The 21413-nt window shown below is 69.9% G+C and carries 34 protein-coding genes and 1 pseudogene; 29 read left to right on the plus strand and 6 right to left on the minus strand.

Features of this window, described 5'->3' with window-relative positions:
- Positions 1–336: 336 nt before the first annotated feature.
- Complete coding sequence (locus MKK82_RS06390) at positions 337–597, minus strand: hypothetical protein (RefSeq protein ID WP_243984984.1); 261 nt, start codon at positions 595–597, stop codon at positions 337–339.
- A 144-nt stretch (positions 598–741) separates the two neighbouring features.
- Between MKK82_RS06390 and MKK82_RS06395 the strand changes: the two genes are divergently transcribed.
- Positions 742–1077 carry a hypothetical protein gene (locus tag MKK82_RS06395; protein ID WP_243984986.1) on the plus strand — a complete coding sequence of 112 codons (336 nt, stop codon included), beginning with the start codon at positions 742–744 and terminating at the stop codon, positions 1075–1077.
- An 81-nt stretch (positions 1078–1158) separates the two neighbouring features.
- On the opposite strand, the gene MKK82_RS06400 is transcribed toward MKK82_RS06395, so the two are convergent.
- The 3 genes from MKK82_RS06400 to MKK82_RS06410 all read right to left on the minus strand — a co-directional run bounded on the left by MKK82_RS06400 (position 1159) and on the right by MKK82_RS06410 (position 2833).
- Positions 1159–1419 carry a hypothetical protein gene (locus tag MKK82_RS06400; protein ID WP_243984988.1) on the minus strand — a complete coding sequence of 87 codons (261 nt, stop codon included), beginning with the start codon at positions 1417–1419 and terminating at the stop codon, positions 1159–1161.
- Positions 1420–1837: 418 nt separating this feature from the next.
- Positions 1838–2413 (minus strand): PilZ domain-containing protein, encoded by a 576-nt coding sequence (locus MKK82_RS06405; protein WP_243984990.1) that lies wholly within the window; start codon positions 2411–2413, stop codon positions 1838–1840.
- A gap of 153 nt (positions 2414–2566) precedes the next feature.
- On the minus strand, positions 2567–2833 hold the full coding sequence (locus MKK82_RS06410) for a hypothetical protein (protein WP_243984992.1): 267 nt from the start codon (positions 2831–2833) through the stop codon (positions 2567–2569).
- Positions 2834–3018: 185 nt separating this feature from the next.
- Here MKK82_RS06410 and MKK82_RS06415 point away from each other — a divergent pair, with 185 nt between their 5' ends.
- The 25 genes from MKK82_RS06415 to MKK82_RS06535 all read left to right on the plus strand — a co-directional run bounded on the left by MKK82_RS06415 (position 3019) and on the right by MKK82_RS06535 (position 14790).
- Positions 3019–3168 carry a hypothetical protein gene (locus MKK82_RS06415; protein ID WP_243984994.1) on the plus strand — a complete coding sequence of 50 codons (150 nt, stop codon included), beginning with the start codon at positions 3019–3021 and terminating at the stop codon, positions 3166–3168.
- 1 nt (position 3169) lies between these two features.
- Positions 3170–3448, plus strand: coding sequence for a hypothetical protein (locus MKK82_RS06420; protein ID WP_243984996.1), 279 nt, complete (start codon positions 3170–3172; stop codon positions 3446–3448).
- On the plus strand, positions 3448–3708 hold the full coding sequence (locus MKK82_RS06425) for a hypothetical protein (RefSeq protein ID WP_243984997.1): 261 nt from the start codon (positions 3448–3450) through the stop codon (positions 3706–3708). The genes MKK82_RS06420 and MKK82_RS06425 overlap by 1 nt, the downstream gene beginning before the upstream one ends.
- The gene (locus tag MKK82_RS06430; RefSeq protein WP_243984999.1) at positions 3708–3929 is read left to right on the plus strand and encodes a hypothetical protein; all 222 of its coding nucleotides are present in this window, start codon (positions 3708–3710) and stop codon (positions 3927–3929) included. The genes MKK82_RS06425 and MKK82_RS06430 overlap by 1 nt, the downstream gene beginning before the upstream one ends.
- Positions 3929–4342, plus strand: a complete 414-nt coding sequence (locus MKK82_RS06435) for an HNH endonuclease (RefSeq protein ID WP_243985001.1) — start codon at positions 3929–3931, stop codon at positions 4340–4342. Before MKK82_RS06430 ends, MKK82_RS06435 begins: the two co-directional genes overlap by 1 nt.
- Positions 4342–4611 carry a hypothetical protein gene (locus MKK82_RS06440; RefSeq protein ID WP_243985003.1) on the plus strand — a complete coding sequence of 90 codons (270 nt, stop codon included), beginning with the start codon at positions 4342–4344 and terminating at the stop codon, positions 4609–4611. The genes MKK82_RS06435 and MKK82_RS06440 overlap by 1 nt, the downstream gene beginning before the upstream one ends.
- 1 nt (position 4612) lies before the next feature.
- Complete coding sequence (locus MKK82_RS06445) at positions 4613–4894, plus strand: hypothetical protein (protein ID WP_243985005.1); 282 nt, start codon at positions 4613–4615, stop codon at positions 4892–4894.
- Positions 4891–5283: a hypothetical protein gene (locus MKK82_RS06450; RefSeq protein ID WP_243985006.1), complete on the plus strand. Its 393-nt coding sequence runs from the start codon at positions 4891–4893 to the stop codon at positions 5281–5283. The genes MKK82_RS06445 and MKK82_RS06450 overlap by 4 nt, the downstream gene beginning before the upstream one ends.
- Positions 5283–5804, plus strand: coding sequence for a helix-turn-helix domain-containing protein (locus tag MKK82_RS06455; protein WP_243985008.1), 522 nt, complete (start codon positions 5283–5285; stop codon positions 5802–5804). Before MKK82_RS06450 ends, MKK82_RS06455 begins: the two co-directional genes overlap by 1 nt.
- On the plus strand, positions 5801–5977 hold the full coding sequence (locus MKK82_RS06460; RefSeq protein ID WP_243985010.1) for a hypothetical protein: 177 nt from the start codon (positions 5801–5803) through the stop codon (positions 5975–5977). The genes MKK82_RS06455 and MKK82_RS06460 overlap by 4 nt, the downstream gene beginning before the upstream one ends.
- Positions 5974–6816, plus strand: coding sequence for a DUF6551 family protein (locus tag MKK82_RS06465; RefSeq protein ID WP_243985012.1), 843 nt, complete (start codon positions 5974–5976; stop codon positions 6814–6816). Before MKK82_RS06460 ends, MKK82_RS06465 begins: the two co-directional genes overlap by 4 nt.
- On the plus strand, positions 6794–7174 hold the full coding sequence (locus tag MKK82_RS06470) for a helix-turn-helix domain-containing protein (protein WP_243985014.1): 381 nt from the start codon (positions 6794–6796) through the stop codon (positions 7172–7174). Before MKK82_RS06465 ends, MKK82_RS06470 begins: the two co-directional genes overlap by 23 nt.
- Entirely contained in the window at positions 7174–7377 is a 204-nt protein-coding gene (locus MKK82_RS06475; protein WP_243985015.1) for a hypothetical protein, read from the plus strand. The genes MKK82_RS06470 and MKK82_RS06475 overlap by 1 nt, the downstream gene beginning before the upstream one ends.
- The gene (locus MKK82_RS06480; RefSeq protein ID WP_243985017.1) at positions 7374–8579 is read left to right on the plus strand and encodes a helix-turn-helix domain-containing protein; all 1206 of its coding nucleotides are present in this window, start codon (positions 7374–7376) and stop codon (positions 8577–8579) included. The genes MKK82_RS06475 and MKK82_RS06480 overlap by 4 nt, the downstream gene beginning before the upstream one ends.
- Complete coding sequence (locus MKK82_RS06485; RefSeq protein ID WP_243985019.1) at positions 8576–8965, plus strand: hypothetical protein; 390 nt, start codon at positions 8576–8578, stop codon at positions 8963–8965. The genes MKK82_RS06480 and MKK82_RS06485 overlap by 4 nt, the downstream gene beginning before the upstream one ends.
- Positions 8962–9642 carry a hypothetical protein gene (locus MKK82_RS06490; RefSeq protein ID WP_243985021.1) on the plus strand — a complete coding sequence of 227 codons (681 nt, stop codon included), beginning with the start codon at positions 8962–8964 and terminating at the stop codon, positions 9640–9642. The genes MKK82_RS06485 and MKK82_RS06490 overlap by 4 nt, the downstream gene beginning before the upstream one ends.
- Positions 9643–9654: 12 nt before the next feature.
- Entirely contained in the window at positions 9655–10020 is a 366-nt protein-coding gene (locus MKK82_RS06495) for a hypothetical protein (protein ID WP_243985023.1), read from the plus strand.
- Positions 10017–10346 carry a hypothetical protein gene (locus tag MKK82_RS06500; RefSeq protein WP_243985024.1) on the plus strand — a complete coding sequence of 110 codons (330 nt, stop codon included), beginning with the start codon at positions 10017–10019 and terminating at the stop codon, positions 10344–10346. Before MKK82_RS06495 ends, MKK82_RS06500 begins: the two co-directional genes overlap by 4 nt.
- A 6-nt stretch (positions 10347–10352) precedes the next feature.
- Positions 10353–10607 carry a hypothetical protein gene (locus MKK82_RS06505; protein WP_243985026.1) on the plus strand — a complete coding sequence of 85 codons (255 nt, stop codon included), beginning with the start codon at positions 10353–10355 and terminating at the stop codon, positions 10605–10607.
- A complete protein-coding gene (locus tag MKK82_RS06510; RefSeq protein WP_243985028.1) occupies positions 10604–10879 on the plus strand; it encodes a DUF2312 domain-containing protein in 276 nt (91 codons plus the stop codon). The genes MKK82_RS06505 and MKK82_RS06510 overlap by 4 nt, the downstream gene beginning before the upstream one ends.
- Positions 10879–11112 (plus strand): hypothetical protein, encoded by a 234-nt coding sequence (locus tag MKK82_RS06515; protein WP_243985030.1) that lies wholly within the window; start codon positions 10879–10881, stop codon positions 11110–11112. Before MKK82_RS06510 ends, MKK82_RS06515 begins: the two co-directional genes overlap by 1 nt.
- Positions 11105–11380 carry a hypothetical protein gene (locus tag MKK82_RS06520; protein WP_243985032.1) on the plus strand — a complete coding sequence of 92 codons (276 nt, stop codon included), beginning with the start codon at positions 11105–11107 and terminating at the stop codon, positions 11378–11380. Before MKK82_RS06515 ends, MKK82_RS06520 begins: the two co-directional genes overlap by 8 nt.
- A 283-nt stretch (positions 11381–11663) precedes the next feature.
- Positions 11664–12878: an integrase gene (locus tag MKK82_RS06525; protein ID WP_243985035.1), complete on the plus strand. Its 1215-nt coding sequence runs from the start codon at positions 11664–11666 to the stop codon at positions 12876–12878.
- 197 nt (positions 12879–13075) lie between these two features.
- Complete coding sequence (locus MKK82_RS06530) at positions 13076–14446, plus strand: hypothetical protein (RefSeq protein WP_238287414.1); 1371 nt, start codon at positions 13076–13078, stop codon at positions 14444–14446.
- A gap of 122 nt (positions 14447–14568) precedes the next feature.
- On the plus strand, positions 14569–14790 hold the full coding sequence (locus tag MKK82_RS06535; protein WP_238287416.1) for a hypothetical protein: 222 nt from the start codon (positions 14569–14571) through the stop codon (positions 14788–14790).
- Positions 14791–14860: 70 nt separating this feature from the next.
- Here the strand turns inward: MKK82_RS06535 and MKK82_RS06540 are convergent, their stop codons facing one another.
- On the minus strand, positions 14861–16165 hold the full coding sequence (locus tag MKK82_RS06540; protein WP_238287418.1) for an MFS transporter: 1305 nt from the start codon (positions 16163–16165) through the stop codon (positions 14861–14863).
- Positions 16166–16423: 258 nt separating this feature from the next.
- Here MKK82_RS06540 and dnaN point away from each other — a divergent pair, with 258 nt between their 5' ends.
- Both dnaN and recF read left to right on the plus strand, forming a co-directional pair.
- A complete protein-coding gene (gene dnaN / locus MKK82_RS06545) occupies positions 16424–17545 on the plus strand; it encodes a DNA polymerase III subunit beta (protein ID WP_238287424.1) in 1122 nt (373 codons plus the stop codon).
- 208 nt (positions 17546–17753) lie between these two features.
- The gene (gene recF, locus MKK82_RS06550) at positions 17754–18908 is read left to right on the plus strand and encodes a DNA replication/repair protein RecF (RefSeq protein ID WP_238287425.1); all 1155 of its coding nucleotides are present in this window, start codon (positions 17754–17756) and stop codon (positions 18906–18908) included.
- A gap of 7 nt (positions 18909–18915) precedes the next feature.
- Here the strand turns inward: recF and MKK82_RS06555 are convergent.
- Positions 18916–20607, minus strand: a pseudogene (locus MKK82_RS06555) (methyl-accepting chemotaxis protein).
- 402 nt (positions 20608–21009) lie between these two features.
- Here MKK82_RS06555 and MKK82_RS06560 point away from each other — a divergent pair.
- Positions 21010–21405, plus strand: a complete 396-nt coding sequence (locus tag MKK82_RS06560; RefSeq protein WP_238287432.1) for a VOC family protein — start codon at positions 21010–21012, stop codon at positions 21403–21405.
- Positions 21406–21413: the final 8 nt, after the last annotated feature.

A 21413-nucleotide genomic window follows, 5' to 3' on the forward strand; every position in this document is an offset into this window, starting at 1 on the left:
GCGCTTCAAGAACCGCGTCTGAGGCCAGCGCCTACGCCGCGAAAGCTGGACGTCGGATCAGCTCAGCCGCACCGCACCTAGCTTGCGAAGGGGTCCCAATTGCATGCCGATCCGGGGTCCCGTTCCAACGCCTTTTGACACTCCTCGACGGTCGCTGACCGCCAAGCCCCGTCGACCTTCACTTCACAGGTCTGATGAACGCGCTTCGGCATTTAGCGAGCGTGACACGGTCCGCCCGGCGCCGCCAGCATGGTGGCGTTATGATCAGAAGGGTAGCTGATCCCCTAGCCCCGCCGGCACCCTCCCCAAAGATCGCCAGCGTCACAGGCTCCGCGCCTAAATCAGCGGTTGCGGATGCTCGGACCGCCTGCCGGAGAACGTATCAGGGCTCAGCGGGCAACCGCGGTGCGGCTGCTGGTGGCGCATCACCCGGATGGTCCCCGAGGCGTCGGTGCGGCCGAGGATCACCACTTGCCCATGGCAGGTGGGGCACCGGTGGGCTGCCCTGCCATAGACGATGGCCGCCACGTCCAGGCTGACCGCGATCCAGACGCCGTGGCTCTTCACTTCGCATGTGTCGGCGGCGGCGGCGAGCATGGGCGCAGCGTGCCACGCGAGCTATGGCTTGGCCAAGTCAGAGCGACAGCTGATCCGGCATGTCCTACCGGCACCCTTCCGAAGGTCGCCAGCGTACCTATGCCGCGCTGTCGGGCATAGCCACCGTACGCGCCGACGCGCACGATGGATGCCTTGCCCGCAACCTCGCAGGACGTCATGCGCTCAATATCCAATGCAGTCGCGATCGCCCTCGCACTCAGCGCCGCGACTGGTGCGGATGCACAAGGCAGGGTCGATACCAGAGCCTTCACCTGCGCTGCGCTGAAGTCGCTCGTCGCGCAGTCGAGAAACGTAGAATTGGCTTCGAGCGATCTGGTCTACGAGTTGGTTCACGAGAACAGCGGCGCTTGTCGGCAGGACGAGACCGGCGCGCCGGCCTACGAGCCGTCGATCGACGTCCCCGCTTGCTTCGTCGGATGGCGCTGCAAGCAGAGGAACAACGATGGCGGCACGAGATGAGGGCTGACGGCTTGAACGATAGCTGATCCGCTAGCCCCGGCGGTACGTTCACGAAGAGCGCCAGCACGATCGGCTTCGAGGCTATGCCAGCGCCTGCGGATGGAGTGACGGCGTGCCGTTGAACCGGCCCGGCAAGAGTGGGCAGCCGTCGAAGCCCTTGCGATGCGCCAAGCTCAGCCCACCCCGCGCCGTGTAGTTGCGATGGATGGAGACACGCCCGTGGCATGCTGGGCATCGCGTGACGGCCATCGCGTGGTGCGCCGCTGCCTCTGGCAACGTCATGGCGCGCCAGACGCCGTCGATCTTCGCTTCGCAGGTCTTGGGGTTAGGTGTCGTCGTCATGGCGAAGCGGCAGTCCTAGTCTAGCATCGCTGAAGGGCTCGGAACACAACGCCGGCCTGCCCGCGTCGTTCTCAGCCGACGTCTCCTCGACGGTACGCGCCGCCTCTCGCAGGTCGCCGCACATCCATGGTTCACTTGAGGCCGGACGAGTGTGGCAGCTCTCGCGCCATGTCGAGTTCAATACCTGTATCGTCCTGGTGCGATCGAACAGGATGACCCGGAACCTAAAACCGCATCGTGGGCATTGGGCCCGGAGAAACTGCATCGCACACCAGCTGCGACCGCTTGAAAACCCGTGTATCGCGCAAAACGTGCCAAGCGGTGATCGTCGCGCCGGCTTTTCAGTCGCTGGCTGATTTGCGGACTTCGGAACCGCGGATGGTCCGCCAGCCTCGGCGGCATCCGTCCCGGTGGGCCGTCAGAGTACCGTATGCTCGCCGACCGTCGCTTCATCGAGGGGCGCGAGGAAGGCCGCCCCCACGCCGCCATCGATCCGACGCGCGACCTTGGCCCGCTGCCGCCCGACCACGATCACCTGGCCGACCTCCAACCGTGCGTCCAATTGCAACGCGACGCCCGAGGCTGACAAGTTCACGATCCGCGCGGGAACACCCGTGCCGTCCTCCAACGCGACCTGCACGACCCTGCGCTTGGGCACGACGCGGCGATGAACGCGTACCTCCTCCGACGCGGGCGCCTGCAGCTTTGCCAAGCTGACGAGGCTGCGCACCACGTCTCCAGGCGTAGCGCCCCGGCCCATGACGCGCACGGCGAAATCGACGGTCCCGGTCCGAACGACCCGGATCTCCATCGCTCCGACACCCCGGATCGAGCAGCCGAGCTGCGCGTCCATCGGCGGGATGGTCGCGGAGCGCATCCGGATGCCTTCGGCCGAGATGTCGATCGTGACGGCGTGGAACTCGGAACCGTCAGCGCGCCAGCACAAAGCGGGAAGGATAATGGCGTGACGGGGGATCGCTCGCCGCTCGGTCATGGTCTTGGTTGTCTCATCCTGCGAGCGTGTTGTCGTCAGCTTACGATTGCGTTGCTGCAGACAGCAGCACTTTATCAGGCGGCGACTTATTCCTGATCTCGGGTGCCAAGTAGACTACAGGCTCGATGTTCCGACCGGCCCGACGCACTTCGGTCAGAATGGTAACTGATCCGCCAGCCCCGGCGGTACCTTTCCGAAGATTGCTAGCGTCACTGGCTCTCCACCGTCATCGTAGTCTGGATCCACGACCGTTCGAGTGAAGGCGGCCGCGCCGATCGCGCGGCCCACACGGACCTTCTCCTCGGCGATGCGGCAGGCTTCAGCCGCGCTCCCGGCCTCTAGGCAGCGCCCTTGAGCCACTCTGCTTTTTTCGGCAACGAACAGCTGGACACCGTGGACGATAAAGGGCTTTAGGGCCATGGGCGCTCCTCAACTCTGCGTTAACGCTATCGAGCTCCCGCAAGTAGAACAAAGCAAGAACAGGCAATTTGCCGCGTGTGCACGAGTGTGGATATCAAGCGAGGTATTTTTACAGCGAAACCGGTTGACGCGGTAGATTTACAGCATACGATAGCTCCATCGTCACTCGCGACGGAGCCGCCCCGGTGCTCACCACCTACCTCGACGTCCTCCAGCACGCCTCGGCGGCCGTAAAGGTCGCAACCAGTCTGCTGATCGCCCTCGGCATCTTCGCCGTGTGCTTCGCTCCCGGCTTGATCGCCGATCACGTCCGTGCGTACCAGGCGAGCCGCTGACATGGCGCCCGCTCTTCCCCGCGGCACCCGCATCGGCCGTCCTTGTGCTGACGGCTCCCTCATCCCCGGCACCATCCTCGGTCCCGCCTTCGGTGAGGGCTTCTACTGCACCGAGCTGAGGGGCGAGGGCGGGCCTGAGATCGTCTGCGTCCACGTCGGCGAGATCCTGGTCGATCCGGTGTTCGCGGATCTGCGCACGGCGGCGGTGGCGCTGCGGGATCTCGACCAGCGCGCGGCACCCGTGGTCCGCGAGCTCCGCGCTGCTGGGGGTGCGTTCTAATGACCGCCCGCTCACAGGCCTCCGCCATCCTCTCGACGCTCGGTGTCGCCGAGCTGACGGCCCTCATTCGCTACGCCCGCGCCCACGGCCGCTTCTGGAAGCGCGAGCTGAACGAGGCCTGGGCCAGCGGCCGGGACGAGCGCGAGGTCGACGCCTCCGCCCTCCGGCGCGTCCGCAACACGATCGGCCCGTCCGGACTGACGAAGTTCGCCCTGAACGGCCTGATCGCCGTGTTGTCGGCCCGCGAAGGTGCGTTCTGATGGCCGCCACGACCCTCATCGCCCGCGTGGCCCGCTCCGAGGCCGAGCGTACCGTCTACAGCGGCCTCGACCTCATTGCTGGCGTCGCCCAAGCGATGGATGGCCGGAAGGCCGCCGACACGGCCGACAACGCCCGCGCGCTCGCCGACATGCTGGAGGCGGGCATCGCTCGCCTCACCAGTGCGCGCCGCCTGTTCCTTGATCGGACGGAGCGGCGGTGATGCGGGCGCTGCGCATGAACTTCCCCAACCGGGTCCGTGAGGCGGCGCTGGAGCGCGCCCAGGCCCGCTGCGAGCACGTCGACCCTGAGGGCAACCGCTGCCCGTGTGCCCTTCACCCGGGCCACTACGAGTTCGCCCACATCGTCGCCGACCGCATGGGCGGGCGTCCGACGCTCGACAACTGCGAAGTCTGGTGCACGCCCTGCCACCGGGCTGCCTACGCCGCCGACGCGGCCAAGATCGCCCAGCAGCGCCGCGTGGAGAAGCGCGAGCGCGGGACGAAGGCGCCCACCCGCCCGATGGTCGGCTCGACCTTCTTTCGGACCTCCCGCGGCATGGATGGGCTGGTGCGCGATCGCGCCACTGGCGCCGTCCTGTCCCGCCGCGGCGTGATCGATGTGCGGGACCTGTGATGGCGGCCCGCGCCCGCTGCCAGCCCGCGCCCGAGCCGGCGCCCGTCCTGATTCCGGGCCGGCCGGAGTTCGACGCCTACCGCCTGGACGATCTCGGCTTCTGCCGCTGCAAGTTCCCCACCGCCCTGGTGCGGGGTGAGCACCGCTTCTGCGGCCGGCCGACGACGATCGATGCCTCCAACCGGCACGGCTCCTGGTGCGACGAGCATCGGGCGGTCGTGTTCACGCCCCGGCCTGTGATGGCTGCCCGCAAAGCCGGGAGGAACTGACATGCCTCACGCCAAGGGGCATCCACTCGCCGGCCGCCGCGTCGTCCCCGATGCGATGACGGGCGCCAGCCTCTACATCATCGACTGGATTGACCGCCGGCCGGGCGGCCTCGCTCTGTTGCACCTGGATCATCCCGAAGCGCGCGCCTTCCGGCATCGTGTCGCGGTCCTCGACCTGCACGCTTCCGGCGCCGTCCTCGCCCGCTCCACCGCCGGCCTCACACTCGTCCACCACGCCGAGCTGCCGTCCTACGATCCTATGCCGGTGGGGGTGATCTCGTGAGCGACCGAGCCTTCCTGGGCGTGCTCGCCCATCTCGATCCCCGGGCGCCGGGTCAAACCATGCTGCTCACCATCGCCCTCCCGCGTGGCGAGTGCGACGCCGTTGTGAAGGCACTGGGCGCGCCCGATCCGGAGCACGGACCGCACGTCGCCTTGCTGCCCTGCCTCCGCCCGGACCATCCGCGCAGCGACGACGACGCGGTGCTGCTCGCCGCGCTGCGCACGGTGAACCGCCTGCTGGCGGCAGGACCACCGCGCCTCAGCCACGAGCTGCTGGACGCGCTCGGCGCACTTCAGGCGGCGACCGCCGGACGGGTCCGCCGGGGCCTCGACCGCACCACGCCGCCTTCTCACGTCGAGCAGCAGCGCCGCGCCGAGGGGAGGTCCTGATGCTGCGCCAGGGCACGCCCGCGCCGGAGTTCGAGAGCGCCGACGCGCTCCAGGCCCACTACCGCGCCCTGCAGGCCCGGATGTGGGCGCCGCGGGCCGTAGCGCCGCGACCTGAGACGCTCCGTACCCGCGCGCTCGCCGAGGCTCAACGTGAGCGCGAAGCGCGCGAGACCGAGGCGCGCCGGCAGGCAGAGCTGGAAGCCGTGGCCGCGATGGATGCGCTCGTGTTCCAGGTCCTCGATCCGGAGCAGATGGCCCGCGAGCCAAAGCGCATCATCGCCCAAGTCGCCGAAGCTTTCGGCTTCACCCACGCCGACATCGTGGGCGACGGCCGCACGAGCGACGTGGTCCGCGCCCGCTACGCGGCGATCGCCGCCGTCCGCGAGGTCCGCCCCGACTTGTCCCTGCCGCGGCTCGGCCGGCTCTTCGGTGGCCGCGACCACACCACGATGCTGCACGCGATCCGGAAGATGGAACGCGAGGGTGTGCCGCGGCCACCGTTGCGAGAGGCCGCGGAATGAACGGCCCCGCCACCGCTCGCGCCCCCGTCATGGGCGTCCTCGTACTCTTCCTAGTCCTGGGGATCCTGCTGATCCCGGTGCTGGAGGCGGAGCTCCGGCGGGCGACGGCACGGAAGATCGCGGCGCTCGCGAAGCTCGACCAGCGGGAGCAACGAAAGGATCGCGCCGCGTGACCAAACTCAGACCGATCGCCGCCCTGAACTTCCCGGACATCGAGCCCGATCAGGCGCTCGGCCCGGCGCCGCGCCTGACGCTCGTGTCGCCAACGGACCTCCTCGTCGACGAGACCTATCAGCGGGACCTGTCCCGACAGTCAGTCGAGCTCATCCGCCGGATCGTTGCAAGCTGGCGCTGGCGCGCGTTCAAGCCGCCGATCGTCGTGTCGACGGACGAGGGCCTGCACGTCATCGACGGCCAGCACACGGCGATCGCCGCGGCCACGCACCCGGAGATCCGCGAGATCCCGGTGCTGATCGTCGAAGCGGCCGACCGACAGAGCCGCGCCGAGTCCTTCGTCCGGCACAACCGCGACCGCCTGCAGATCACCGGCACGCAGATGCACCACGCCCTGGTGGCGGCTGGCGACGAGACCGCACTGACGATCGACCGCGTCTGCCAGCGCGCCGGTGCCCGCGTCGTCCGCTACGCCTCGCAGAGCGACCGCTGGCTCATCGGCGACACGATGGCGGTGGAGGCCCTTCGTAGCCTCGTCAACCGACGATACGCCCGGGGCGCCCGCGAGGTCCTGCAGGTCTGTGTCGAGGCGCGTATGGCGCCGGTCACCGCGGCGTTCCTGAAGGCGGTCGAGGCGATGCTGTTCGCCCCGGAATACGCCGGCGCGGTGCTGGCGGCCGACATCGCCACGACGATCCGCTCGATGGGCCCTCAGGCCGAGAAAGATGCCGTGGTGCTCGCGGTCGCCCAGCGCCTCCCGCGGTGGCGCGCGCTCGCCGCCATCCTCTTCCGCACTACCAGAAAGGTACGGAGCCATGGACGTCGAGCGGCGGCTTGAGGTGGTGGAGCAGGAGAACCTGCTCCTGCGCGAGCGCATCGCCTTCCTGGAGGCGATCCTCATCGATTGCGCGCGGCTGCCCGTGGAGTGGGGTCTGACGCAGCAGGAGACGCGCGTGTTCGGCGCCCTCGTGAACCGCGAACTGGCGACGAAGGACACGGTGATGGCGGCGCTCTACAGCGACCGCGCCGGCGCTGAGGGTGAGGTCGAGCCAAAGATCGTCGACGTCTTCGTCTGCAAGATCCGCAAGAAGCTGAAGCCGTTCGGCGTCGAGATCCGGACCGTCTGGGGGCAGGGTTACGCCTTCGATCCGCAGACGAGGGCCACCTACCGACACGCATCGAAGGCGGCCGCGTGATGGCCGACACCCTCGCCGCCGCGCTCCCCCGTGAGATGGTCCGCGTCGCCAGTCTGATCCCGTTCTACCGGCAGGTGGAGAACGGCGGCCTGGCCGCGGCGCTGATGCAGGCGTCGATCGACCGCGCCCAAGAGGCGATTGCCTCCGGTGATGCAGTCGCAATGCTCCTGGCACACGCCGACCTGCAGGGATACGAGCTATGACCGCCGCGCTGCGCGCCCGCATCGAGGAACTCGAGGAACAGATCCGCCAGCTTAAGGAGGCCTTCGCGCCGAAGGTCGCCTTCCCACTGTCATGGAAGCTCGATGAGCGCGAGAGCGGCGTGCTCTCGGCGCTGTTCCACACCAAGGGCAGCTACGTCACGCCCGAGGCGCTCCTGCGCTGCATCAGTGGGTTCGACGACGACGCCGGCGAGCGCACGGTGCAGACGTGGGTCGGGCGCGTCCGAGCCAAGCTGCAGCCGCTCGGCGTCGCCATCGTCACGCGGCCGATGCAGGGCTACGCACTGGAGGCGGCCGGACGCGCGATCATCGCCGAGGCGCTAGGCTTGGCGCCGGCAGTGATCATCGCGCCGTCGGCCCCAAAGCATCCGAGCGGCTGGTGCGACGAGCAGGACGCCGTGGTCCGGGCCGGGTACGCACGGCAGACGACGCTCGCCGTCATCCGGGCCGAGCTGATCGCCGCCGGTTTCAAATCGCGCTCGCTCGGCTCGATCTCGCAGCACGCTCAGACATTGGGCCTGACCAGTGAGCGCGCCGCGCCGTTGTGGACTGGAGCCGAGGACGAGATCCTGCGGAAGGCCTACGAGGCCGGTGAACGGATCAAGGCGATCCGGTTGAGGCTCGCTCAGGCCGGCTACCGTCGCAATCGCGGCGCGATCCAGATGCGGGCGATCGCGCTCGGCGTGTCCGGCTCTCGTATCCGCAACTGGACACAAGCCGAAAAGGCGATCGTGCGCGCCGGCCTCGACGCCGAACGCACCTTCGAGGCGATCCGTCTTGAGCTGAAGGCGAAGGGATACGAGCGAGGCAACAACTCGATCGTGCGCCTCGCGCACAAGATGGGCGTGAACCGCGCCACTCCCCCGTGGACCGACGAGGAGCTCGCGCTACTGCGTCGGCGCTATGCCGAGAAGCGTCCGGTCCGGGAGATCGCCGAAGAGCTCGGCCGCAACGTTCCCGGCGTGGCCAGCAAGGCGAGCAAGCTCGGGTTCAAGCAGCGCCTGCGCTGGACCGAGGAGGACCGGGCGACCCTGCTGCGCGCCTTCCAGGCCGGCGACACGCTCGACGTTGTCTGCGCCGCGATCGGCCGCCCACTCGCCAACGTGTCGAGCGAGGCGCGTCGGATGGGGCTGCAGTTCCCGCCGACGCCGCGGCGCCCGCAGGTCCGGGAGCTGGCGGCATGAGCCTCACCCCGAACCGCGACGCCGTGAAGTCCGCAGCTGCCGAAGCTCGCCAGCGTCACGCCGCCGAGATCGCCCGGGACAACGCATCCGGCATCGGCCTGCGCATGGCGATCGAGGCCGCCGAGGCCATCGTTGGCGGCACGGCCGACATGACCGATCGGGAGATCCCGGTCGAGGTCATCTGGCCACAGGTCAGCATGGCCGCGGCCCACGCGCTGACGGCGTTCCTGATGACGATCTCTCGCGGTGATGCCGCGCTCGCCGCAAGCTTCCTGCCCGGGGCGCTGGCCTCGATCCAGGAATGCGCGCTCGTCCGCCTGCGGGACGGGCCGGAGGCCTTCACACAGAGCTTCGCGGAGATCCAGCATCCAGCGGGGCGGGCATGACGCCCGGCGCAGTCCCGATCGGCGTCACCGAGGACGTCCGCGGCTTCCTGTTGAGCCTGCCGTGCCAGTTCTGGCTCGTCGTCGGCCTGCGCAGGACGTTCCCGCGCCTGCGGGCCGCGGACGAGGCTTGGACGTACCTCGTTCCGCCCGGCCGGGACGTAGCGGCTCGCATCGAGGGCTGGATCGCTGAGGTCGAGCTACAAGTGCGGGCTGAGGCGCGTCGCCGGTCCTGGACGGCCACCGACGCCGAGTGGAACGGGGCCGGCGAGCCCGAGGCCCCGCGCCCCGTCGCAGCTGAGCCGGCGATTGTCGTGCTGCCAAAGAAGCGCACCGCCAGATCCGTGCTGCAACTGCTAGCCGACCTTGCCGCCGGCGCCGTGATGGTCGCAACCGTCAGCCCCGACGGCGTGCGCGGCTACCGCCTGGCGCCGGCCGGCCGGCGCGTGCGCACCGCCGCGGCCGAGCGGGCGATCGACTTACGCTTGATCGTGCCCGGCAACGACGGCCTGTTCGGGCCGGAATGGTCGCAGACCTGGCGCGCGCCGACGGCCGAGGAGGTCGCCCTGGCCGCGCCGCGACCAAGAAAAACCAAGGGCAAAGCCAAGCCCCCGACCAAGCGTCGAGCCCCCTCCGCGCGGGCTCCGCATCACCCGTCGACCATCCCCTGTAGCGTCTGAGGAGATCCGCTCATGCCGTCGCCGTCTCTCATCCACGCCGCCCGCCGCGCGCCCGATGCCGGCCGTCACGTCTTCCGCATGGCCCGCGTCATGGCCGATCGGAAGAATGGTCCGGAGGGCGCCTGTACGGTCGTCCACCTGTTCCAAGCCGGCTTCACCGAGGCGCAGGTTGCCGCCTACCGGGATCCGGCCCGAGCGCTTCTGCAGGGGCTGCCGCTGGGCCTGACGACGGAGCCGCCCGGGCGGCGCGAGGCTGAAGCGGCCGTCGAGGCGGTCCGAGAGATCCGGTTCGCGCGCGCGGCCGAGCGCTACTTGGCGCGTAGCGCCTGGGCACCGCCCATCGTCCGAGAGGCGGGCGACCTCGGGGTGGCGCCGTGAAGACCCGCCTCCTCGTCCTGGAGCCCGCCGGCAATCCGCTCGTGTGCGTCGTCGACATGGCCGGCGACCCCGGCCTCGCCGAGCTGCGCGACGTGCTGGAGCCGATCCTCGGCGGCAGACCGGAGCACGTCGCCGTCCTCCACGAGGGGCGCCGGGCCGACATGTTCGTCCACGAGGATGGCCACGGCAAGCGCCTGCCCCGCAACGAGGCCGCCACCGCGATCTACCGCGCCTTCTGGCTGGATCGGCACCCCACCGATCACCCCGAAACCCTGCCCTGGATCGCCGGCCCCGCCGTCGTCTTCGGCCGCACCGTGTGGAGCTGACGCGCCATGGCCTGCGACTGCGTCAGTGAGATGAACGCCGCCCTGGCGGAGCGGAACACCGAGATCCAGCCGACAATCATCTTCGGGACGAAGGAGCGGCCGGGCTTCACCTGCGTGACGATCGTCACGGAGAAGTTCAAGCCGCGGGGTGCGAAGGCCTCGGTCCCGCTCCCGAGCTACTGCCCGTTCTGCGGGGCGGCGTACGCGTTCACAGCCGCCGACGCGGGCGCCGGCGGCTCGCACGGACAGGTGGCGGCATGACCGCGGCTCTCAACACATCCGGCGGCCCAACCTCCGCCGAGGGCGTGGCCGCCGACGAGCTGAAGCAGTTCATCGAGCGGCTGGAGCGGCTCGAGGAAGAGAAGGCCGGCATCATGGGCGACATCAAGGAGGTGTTCGCCGAGCTGAAGGGCCGCGGCTTCGACGCCATGGCGGTGCGCACCATCCTGCGGATCCGCAAGCAGGATCACAGCGAGCGCCAGGAGCAGGAGGCTATCCTGGAGTTGTACCTTCAAGCGATCGGGATGGCGTGATGGGCAAGCTCCGCCTCGTCCCACCCGACGGCGCCGATTGGACGATCGATGCCGTGAGCGCGCCCGACGGCGTTGATTTCGCGATCGCCTCCGCGATCGAGGGCGCTCCGATCACCGCCCGCTTCGTCATGGATCGTCCAGAGGTCCACAGGCTCTCGGACGGCCTCCTCACAGCCGCCGGCGACGGCATGAGGCGCACGTTCCCGAAGCCCGCAGAGGGCGGCCATGGCTGACACGAGCCCACTCACGCGGGTCTTCATCACCACGAGCGCGCTGGCCACCGGCCAGATCGAGGCCGCCTGGGCGGAGATCGAGGGCGACTGCTGCCGCATCCGCGATCCAGAGGCATACCGGTATCTCGCCGGCGAGGGCTCGAACTGGCATCGGACCCGGTGGGCGGCCGAGAACTACGCCCGCCAGCGTCAGGCCGAGCTGCTGGCGGTGCTGCGGTCTGAGGTGGAGCGGGTCGAGAGCTACTGCTTCGGGAGGCCCGGATCGTGACTAAATCTCGGGCACCGAAGCCCGGCCGCCCTGCCCTCACCTTCGACGAGCTGCCACTTTTTGCGGCGGACCGCGACATCGCCGAGGCGGTGGTCGGACCCGATGAGGCGGACAAGCGCGCTTGGTGCGCGACCGTCGCGTCGCTCGAGGCCTGCGGCTTTCCGATGCCGGCCAAGCTCTACGGCAAGCGCTACGTCCCGGCGGTTCGAGCCTTTTACGATCGGCAGTATGGTCCTGCCGGGCGGCCACCCGCCGACTCAGGCACGCGCGAGGAACCGGCGGGATGGACAGGCCGCAGATCAAGGCCCCGGGTCTGAAGTTCCGGCCACGCAGCGGTGGCTGGGCGGCGTACTGGCTCCCCTCCCCCGAGGCCCAGCGCCGAGGCTACCCCTCAGCCAGCGTACCGCTGTCGCACCTGATCACGGCGCCCGAGCTCCTGATCGACGCCTGCCAGCGCCTGCAGACTGATATGCTGGCCTGGCTCGACGGCCTGCGACGCACCCGCAACACGTATGACGGCACCCTCGGGAGCGCGCTGCGCGTCTATCAGCTCCACCCCGAGTCGCCCTTCCACGAACTGAAGCCCGGCACCCGTCACCCGTACGTGACCTACCTGCGCCTTCTCGACCGCGAGCTCGGCGACATCCGCGTCGAGGGCGTAACTGCCCTGCACGTCAAACGCTGGCATCACGGCTGGACCGGCGACGGCGCCCGTCCGGCGGCCGGGCACATGCGGCTCGCGATCCTGAAGGCGGCGCTGACCTTCTGCGTCGTGGCCGGGCACCGGGAGTGCCGGATCCTACGTGACGACATCCGCGAACTGCGGCTGCCGGGACCACGTGCCCGCACCCTGGTGGCAAACGCAGAGCAGGTGCGTCGCGCGATCACGGCCGCGCACGCGCTGAAGCGGCCCTCGCTGGCGCTTGCCTACGCCGTCCAGTTCGAGACGGCACTCCGCCAGTGGGACGTGACCGGCCAGTGGTACCCGCTCGGCGATGCGACGCTGTGCTCGCTGGTCGACGGCGACCGCAAATGGGCCGGCCTCGAATGGCGCCACATCGGGGAGGACGGGCTCCTACGCTACACGCCCTCGAAGACGCGCGGGTCGAGCGGCGCCGAGGTCCTGATCGACCTGAGCCTCTGCCCGATGGTGCTGCAAGAGATCGCGCGCGTGCCGATCGAGGCGCGCACCGGCCCGCTGATTGTCTGCGAGCGCACCCGCCTCCCCTGGCTCGACGTCGACTTCCGCCGGACCTGGCGGCGCGTGCGCGAGGTTGCCGGCTTGCCGCCGGAGCTGTGGAGCCGGGACCTGCGCGCTTCGGCGATCACCGAGGGCCGGCGTGGCGGCGCGATCAACGACGATGCCGCCAAGGTCGCAGGTCATACGAACAGCCGGATCACGGCCGAGGTCTACGATCGCGAGCGGTTGGAGGCGCATCGCCGCTTCGCCACCGCGCGGCTCGGCAGGCGGTCGCCGGACGCCGGCGGGACAGCCTGAGAACGTTCCTCGGAACGACCTCGGAACGCCTTCCACAACCCTTTCGGTTGACGTAGCTAATCGAAACGGGTTGTTAACGAACACTTAACGGCGTTTGCCCTGCATCCCCCCCGGCATGATATGCACGAGCCGATGCCGGGCGCGGACCCGCGGCGGCCGGAACGTGCGAGTGCGTAACCTTGCGATGGCTGCAATCCGTGTTCGGCTCTGACGGCTCCCCCATCGTGCAGTATGTCGTGATCTTCGCCGTCATCTTCGCGGCGCTGGCGGCCATCGTGTTCACCGTTCGGCGGCTCACCGGCCGCAGCCTCGCTCTGCCGGGGCGCACGGGCGGTCGCGGCCGTCAGCCCCGGCTCGGGATCGTCGATGTCTACGAGCTCGACCGTGCGCGGCAGCTCATCCTGTTGCGTCGCGACAATGTCGAGCACCTGCTCCTCGTGGGCGGCCCCAACGACGTGGTGGTCGAGCGCAGCATCCAGCGCACGCAGCGTCCCCTGTCCGAAGCGGCGCTGCGCGCCGAGCCGGCCCCGGACGCCCTGGACGAGCCGCTTCCGGATCCGATGGTGCAGGGGGGGCGTCTGCCGGAGCCGGCGCGGGCCCTGCCCGAGATGGCGGCGCGGCGCGCCGAGCCGCTGTTCGATCCGGGATTTGCGATGCCCGTCGTGGTGCCGTCGCCGGTTCCGCGCTCCGCGGCCGGCCCGCCCGTGACCCTGCCGCTCGACGCCGCCCTGCTCGGCGGCGACGAGCCGGGTCAGGACATTTCCGCGCCGCTGTCGCCGCGACCCCTTCCGCCCCTGCCCCTGTCGCCGCTGTCCCAGTCATCCCGGGCGGAGGTGCCCGCACAGCCGGCACCTCCGGTCCGTGAGCCCGTCAACCCGCGGCGGGTCCTCAGCCGGACCGCCCCGCCGCTGGTCGAGGCGCGGCCCGAGCCCGCTTCCGAGCGCCGGGTCGATGCCCCTACCGAGGGGCTGCCGCAGGCGCCGAGCCTGACGGTCCCGTCCGATCGCCGCTCCGTCGATCCGGCCGTGCTCTCGGATATGGCCCGGCAGCTCCAGGCCGCGCTGGCGCGTCCGTCCTCCGCGGTGACGCCGGCCCCTGCGCCGCAGGGGCCCGCCGCCGCGCCCGAGAGCATCGACCCGGTCGCTGCCGCGATGGCCTCGGCACCGCCGCCTTCCGCGCCGCTTGCCGGGCCTTCCTCCGTGCCGCTTGCCGCGCCTCCCGCCGCACCACCCCTCGCTCCCGCCGCCGCCCCGGTTCTCGACAGGCCGGCGCCGCCGGTCGGGCCCTCCGAGCCCCCGCCCGGCCTCAGCCCAGCACCCCCTCCGACTGCTCCGGCACCGGCACCCGCGCCCGTGCCCCCTCCGGCTCCGCCGGCGATGCCGAAGGCCGGTCCGATGTTTCAGGATGCGCCATCGGTGACGCCCGCGCCGGCCGCGCCGCCGGTGGCACCGGCTGCTCCGCCGACCCGGCAGCCCGAACAGAAGGCTTCGGGCAATCCCTTCTCGGTGGAGGAGATCGAGGCCGAGTTCGCCCGCCTGCTGGGCCGTCCCCTGGACAAGCGAAGCTGAGGCTTCGCAACCGCAGGACGGACTACGGCCCGGCGGCCCTCGGAGCCGGGTCGATGGCGCCGCCCGTGTCCTTAACGATCGGTTAACCAGCCTCGGGAACGATCGGGCGGGAGGAGGTCCCGATGCTTGCTTTGACCGCTGATACGGCTCGCCGGAGCCGCGCCTACCGGGCGTTCATGCTCGACCGTGCCGGACGCGTTTCCTCGGCTCAGATCGTGTCCGCCGAGGATGATGGCCAGGCGCGGCGTCAGGTCCGGGCGATGGTGGGGCGCAATGTGATCGAGCTGTGGGAGCGGACCCGGTTTCTGGGCCGCTTCGAGCCGGGCGCACCGGGGCGCGCCTGATCGCGTTGCGGCGCCGCGCGCGACGGCACCGGTCGGCCGCCCCGTTCGGCGAGCGGGTCGATCGGCCGTCTCAGATGTCCGCCGTCTCCCGCATCGCCAGGACGGCGAGGAAGCTGAGGATCGCGGCCCCGGCCAGATAGAGCCCCACGAAGCCGATTCCGCCGTAAGCCGCGAGTTCTTGCGCGATGTAGGGCGCCCCCGAGGCACCCAGGATCCCCGCGAGATTGTAGGTGACCGAGGCGCCCGTGTAGCGGACCCGGGTCGGGAACAGCTCGGGCAGCACGGCGCCCATCGGTCCGAACACCCAGCCCATCGTCAGGAGGCTGAGGCACAGGAACCCGAGGACCGGGGGCCACGTCCCGGTGCCGGCGGCATGGCCCAGCATCGGCCCCATCAGGAAGCCGAGCAGGAACGTCACGGCCATCCCGGAGAGCAGCACCGGCCGGCGGCCCAGGCGGTCGGCCGCGGCGCCCGACACCACGATGCCCAGCGCCATGAAGCAGACCGCGATGCACTCGAACAGCAGGAACGTCGACCGGCTGTAGCCGAGGGTTCCGGTGCCGTATCCCAGCGCGAAGACCGTCGAGAGGTAGAACACCGCGTAGACCGCCACCATCGCGCAGGTGCCGATCAGGAGCGCGCGCCCGTGCCGCGTCACCACGGTGGCGAAGGGCACCCGTTCCGGACGCGCCTGCGTGAGCGCCGCCCGGAAGGCGGGCGTCTCGGTGAGCTTCAGGCGGACATAGAGCCCGACCCCGACCAGCGCGGCCGAGCCCAGGAACGGCAGGCGCCAGCCCCACGACTGGAAGCTCTCGGCCGACAGGCCGAAGCTGAGTGCAAGGAAGCCGAGATTGGCCAGGATGAAGCCCACCGGCGCCCCGAGCTGCGGGAAGATGCCGTACCACGCCCGCCGCCCCGGCGGGGCGTTCTCGACGGCCAGCAGGGCGGCGCCGCCCCACTCGCCGCCGAAGCCGATCCCCTGGCCGCAGCGCAGGATGCAGAGGGCCGCCGGCGCCCACCAGCCCACGGCGGCGTAGGTCGGCAGACAGCCGATCAGGACCGTGGAGAGGCCCATGATCAGCAGCGAGGCGACCAGGGTGGCCTTGCGGCCGACCCGGTCGCCGAAATGCCCGAACAGGGCCGCGCCCACGGGCCGGGCGATGAACGCGATGGCGAAGGTCGCGAAGGCACTGAGTTGCTGCACGCCGGGCGCGCCGGAGGGGAAGAAGACCGGACCGATCACCAGGGCAGTCGCGGTGGCGTAGATGTAGAAATCGAAGAACTCGATCGCCGTGCCGACGAAGCTCGCGGCCAGGATGCGCCCTGCGCTCGGCGCGGGATGCGTTGCGCCCGGGGTCTCGACAGTCTGCAGCATGGTCTCGGAGACGGGGGTTCCAGATCGGTTGCGGCGCTTTCGCACGGGACTGCCCGGGTCGGTACCCCGGTTTCGGCATGGGTCCAGCGCATGGCCGCCGCATGGGGCCGCCGCATGGGGCCACGGCGTGGGATCCCACGACGCTGTGCGGTGCACCCGTGTCGGCCTTGCGTTCCCCGGTCCCCTTCGCCAAGCTGAACGGCCATATACCGCGACGGATGCCGGCCGCGGCGCCGTCCACACCACTCGAGTATCGCGATGAGAGTCACTGTCGAGCGCGCGGCCCTGCTCAGATCGCTCGGCCACGTGCACCGGGTCGTCGAGCGCCGCAACACGATCCCGATCCTGTCGAACGTGCTCCTGCGGGCGGAGGGGTCGGGGCTGCAGCTCCGCGCGACCGATCTCGACATCGAGGTGACCGAGAGCGTGCCGGCCGACGTGTCCGATGCCGGCGCCACCACGGTGCCAGCGCACGTGATCTACGACATCGTCCGCAAGCTGCCCGACGGGGCCCAGGTCTCGCTGGAGACCGGCGGCGAGTCCGGCCAGATGACGATCCGCTCCGGGCGCTCGCGCTTCGCCCTGGGCGCCCTGCCAGAGGGCGACTTCCCGGACCTCGCCGCCGGCGAGATGCCCCACGGTTTCGAGATCGCCGGCGCCGACCTCAAGCGCCTGATTGACAAGACCCAGTTCGCGATCTCCACCGAGGAGACGCGCTACTACCTCAACGGCATCTACCTGCACACGCTGGAGACCGAGGGCGGCCCGGTGATGCGGGCGGTGGCCACGGACGGACACCGGCTCGCCCGGGTGGAGATCCCGGCCCCCCAGGGCAGCGTCGGCATGCCCGGCGTGATCGTGCCCCGCAAGGCGGTCGCCGAGATCCAGAAGCTGCTCGACGACGGCGGCGAGACCGTTGCGGTCGACCTGTCGCCGGCCAAGATCCGCCTGCGCTTCGCCGACGGGCTGACCCTCATCTCGAAGCTGATCGACGGTACCTTCCCGGACTACCAGCGGGTGATCCCGGCCAACAACGACAAGCGCCTGACCGTGGAGCGCGACGCCTTCGCCAAGGCCGTGGACCGCGTCTCGACCATCTCGTCGGAGCGCGGCCGCGCCGTGAAGCTCGGGCTCGGCGAGGGACGCCTCGCGCTCTCGGTGAACAACCCGGATTCGGGCAGCGCCACCGAGGAGCTCGACGTCGATTACGAGGCCGCGAACCTCGATATCGGCTTCAACGCCCGCTATCTGCTGGACATCACGGCGCAACTCGAGGGCGACACCGCCCTGTTCAAGCTCGCCGACCCGGGCTCCCCGACCCTGATCCAGGACCGCGAGGGCGCGCCGGCACTCTACGTGCTGATGCCGATGCGGGTCTGAGCCGGCCGCGGCATCGCCCGTTCTCGCCCTCATGCTGAGGCGCCGGAGCGTCGCGGAGGCCTCGAAGGAGGCCTCCAGATGGTGGTAGGGGTTCCGGAGTTCTCCTTCGAGGTCCGCTGACGCGGTCACCTCAGGATGAGGTGGTTGGATGGATGTCAGGTAGGACGAGACGTTCGAACACGGTGCGTCTCGACGTCCGGGGTCACCGATGAGCGATGTCCTCGCTGCGCGGATCGAGCCCAACGAGTCGGATCTGCGCGTCACCCGCCTGATCGCCCGCGATTTCCGCAACCACGCCGAACTCGAACTCGCCCCCGAGGCCCGGTTCGTCGCGCTCGTCGGCGAGAACGGTGCCGGCAAGACCAACCTGCTGGAGGCGATCTCCCTGTTCGTGCCGGGCCGCGGCCTGCGCCGGGCAGAGTTCGCCACCATGGCGCGCACCGGCGGCCCGGGCGGCTTCGCGGTGTCGCTGACCCTCGGCCGGGACGGTGCCGAGCACCGGCTCGGGACCGGGCTGGAGCCGCCGGGACCGGACGGCCGCACGAGCCGGCTCTGCCGCATCGACGGAGCGCCGGCCTCCTCCCCGGTGGCGTTCAGCGAGTTTCTCCGGGTGGTCTGGCTGACGCCGGACCTCGACGGCTTGTTCCGCGGCGCGGCCGGCGACCGGCGCCGGTTCCTCGATCGCCTCGTGCTGGCGGTGGATGCCGGCCACGGGGCGCGCGTCTCCGCGATGGAGCGGGCCCTGCGCTCGCGCAACCGGCTGCTGGAGGACCGTCCCGACGACGGCCGCTGGCTCGACGCGGTGGAGCGGGAGGTGGCGGAACTGGGCGTCGCCGTGGCGCTGGCCCGCCGGGAGACCGCCGAGCGCCTCGACCGGCTGATCGCCGAGACCCGGGACGACGCTCAGCCCTTCCCATGGGCCTCCATTCGCCTGGAGGGCGATCTCGACGACCTCGTGGCGGTCTGGCCGGCCATCGAGGCGGAGGATCGCTTCCGCCTCGCCCTGCGCAACGGCCGAAACCGGGACCGCGCGGCGGGCCGCACCCTGATCGGGCCGCAGAGCAGCGATCTTGTGGTCCGCCACGGACCCAAGGACGTATCCGCCGGCACGGCGTCCACCGGCGAGCAGAAGGCGCTGCTGATCGGCCTCGTCCTCGCCCATGCCCGTCTGGTGCGGGTCATGAGCGGCATCGCGCCGGTGATCCTGCTCGACGAGGTCGCGGCGCATCTCGATCCCCGCCGGCGGGCCGGCCTGTTCGAGGCCCTGGAAGCGCTGCCCGGGCAGGTCTGGATGACCGGTGCCGACCCGGATGCCTTCGCCCAGGCGGGCGCCCGGACGGAGGTGCTCCGGATCGGGGCCTGAACGGGGTTCAGGCCGCCCGGACCGTTCCGAGGAAGCGGGACACCTCGGCGCCGAGATGCTCGGATTGCCGCGACAGCTCGCCGGCCGCCCCGAGCACCTGGGCCGCCGCCGCGCCGGTCTCCTCGGAGGCCCTGGCCACGCCGGTGATGTTGGTCGTCACCTGCTCCGTCCCGGTGGCCGCCTGCGCGACGTTGCGGACGATCTCCTGCGTGGCCGCGCCCTGCTGCTCCACCGCTGCGGCGATCGTGGTCGCCACCCCGTTGATCTCGCGGATCCGGGCGGTGATCATGTCGATGGCCGAGACCGCCTGCCCGGTCACGCCCTAAATCTGCCCGATCTGCTGGCTGATCTCCTCGGTGGCCTTGGCGGTCTGCCCGGCCAGTTCCTTGACCTCGGCGGCGACCACCGCGAAGCCGCGCCCCGCCTCGCCGGCACGGGCCGCCTCGATCGTGGCGTTCAAGGCCAGCAGGTTGGTCTGCCCGGCGATGTTGGAGATCAGCCCGACCATGTCGCCGATCCGCGTCGCTGCCTGGCTCAGCACCCGGACGAGATGCTGGGTCTCGTCCGCCTCGCCGACGGCGGTCTGGGCGAGGTTGGCCGAGCCCAGAACCTGCCGGCCGATCTCCTGCACCGAGGTGCCCAGCTCCTCGGCCGCGGCGGCCACCGTCTGGACGTTGGCCGAGGCCTCTTCGGCCGCCGTCGCCACCGTGGTCGATTGGCTCGCCGTCTGAGATGCCGAGACCGTCATGGTCTGGGCGGTGGCCTGCAGCTCGGTCGCCGAGGAGGAAATCATCCCGACGATACTGCCGACCGCCTGCTCGAACCCGTCGGCAAGCTCCAGCATGGTGCGCTTGCGCTCCACCGCTGCGGCCTCGTCGGCCCGTCGCTTCACCTCCGCCTCCTCGGCGGCTTTCCGGGTGACCATGGCGTTGATGCCTTCGACAGCCTTGCCGACCGCCCCGACCTCGTCCCGACGGGCCGCTTCCTTGATCTCGGCGTTGATCTCGCCCTGTGCCATGCGTTGCAGGACCGAGACGAGGCGGTCGAGCGGGCGGGTGATGCCGACGGTCGCGACGAAGATCGCCGCGATCAGGCCGGCCAGCATGCCAAGGGCGCTGACGGTGATCAGGGCGCGGCGGGTGGCGTCGGTCTGATCGGTCAGATCGCCGGACCCCCGCTCCATGTAGGCCATGATGTCGTCCGCGAGCGTGTTTCCGTCGGTGAGCAGACCGGAGAAGACCGGGTCGATCGCCGTATGGACCAGGGCGAGGGCTTGGTCGTTCTGGTTGCCGGTGCCGAGCCGGCGCACGTCGCTCACGTCACGAAGGTAGCGCTCGATGCGCGCGGCCTGACCATCGATGCGGTCGGCGAAGCTCGGCGCATGCGCCCGGAAGGTGGTGAGCAGCTCCCGCACCTTGGGCACGGCCGCTTCGAAACCCGTGTTGGCCCCCTGCATTTGCCCCTGCTCGGTCTCGGCGATGATCCGATAGACCCAATAGTTCAGTTCGACGACCAGGCGGTTGAGCTGCCGCGATTCGGCGACGGCCGCCGCCTCGTTGACGATGAAGCGACTGTACCCATCGTCGATCGTCGTCATCCGTGACTGCGCGTACCAGACGCACGTGCCGACGATCGCGCTGATCAGAGCGATGACGGCGACCAGCTTGGGCAGAACCTTGATGTTGGACAGGCGTAGCACGGTCTTGTGACCTCGACTCAGGATCGGCGACTGGTGAAGGCGAGAAATCTACCTCGACCATCGTCTTGTGAGGTAAAAATGATCCCAATCATATGTCAATGTCAAGGCATAGTCGGTTGAGTGTTCATGAAATCATGTCTCTTGCAGCGATATCTGCAATAAAATTTGTAAAAAGTGGGACGAGCTGAAACCAATACATTCTTTAGAACGCTTAATATGTCGTTTCTATCATCAAACTATGCATACGAGTGTTCGTAGATTTACGGATATATTGCCGCCTCTTCATGTTCGCTGTGGCGTGGTGTCGTCGCTGGGCGCCCCAGGTCCGACCTTTTCAGCAGGCGCGGGGGCGCCACATAGGGGGCCGGCACGCCGCTGAAGTGCGCACGGAACCGCCAGCCCATGTCCAAGCCCGTCCACGCCATGATCCGCGTCCTCGAGGAGGCGCGCGCGCGCGACTACTACGACCGCGCCTTCGGGCTCGCAGTCTCAGACCGTTTCGATTTTCCCGACTTCACCCTCGTCTACCTGCGGGATCCGAACTCGCCGTTCGAACTGGAGCTCACGGTGAACAAGGGGCGGGACAAGCCGTACGATCTCGGCGACGGCTACGGTCACATCGCCTTCGTGGTCGACGACGTCGAGGCCGAGCACGCCCGGCACCGGCGCGAGGGCTTCACCGCCACAGACCTGAAGACGCTCAAGCACGGGGAGGCGGTGCTGGCGCGGTTCTTCTTCGCCACGGACCCGGACGGCTACAAGATCGAGGTCATCCAGCGCGGCGGTCGCTTCGCCTGACCGGTCCG

Origin of the sequence: Methylobacterium sp. E-046 (genome assembly GCF_022829625.1) — a bacterium.
Taxonomy (GTDB): Bacteria; Pseudomonadota; Alphaproteobacteria; order Rhizobiales; family Beijerinckiaceae; genus Methylobacterium; species Methylobacterium longum.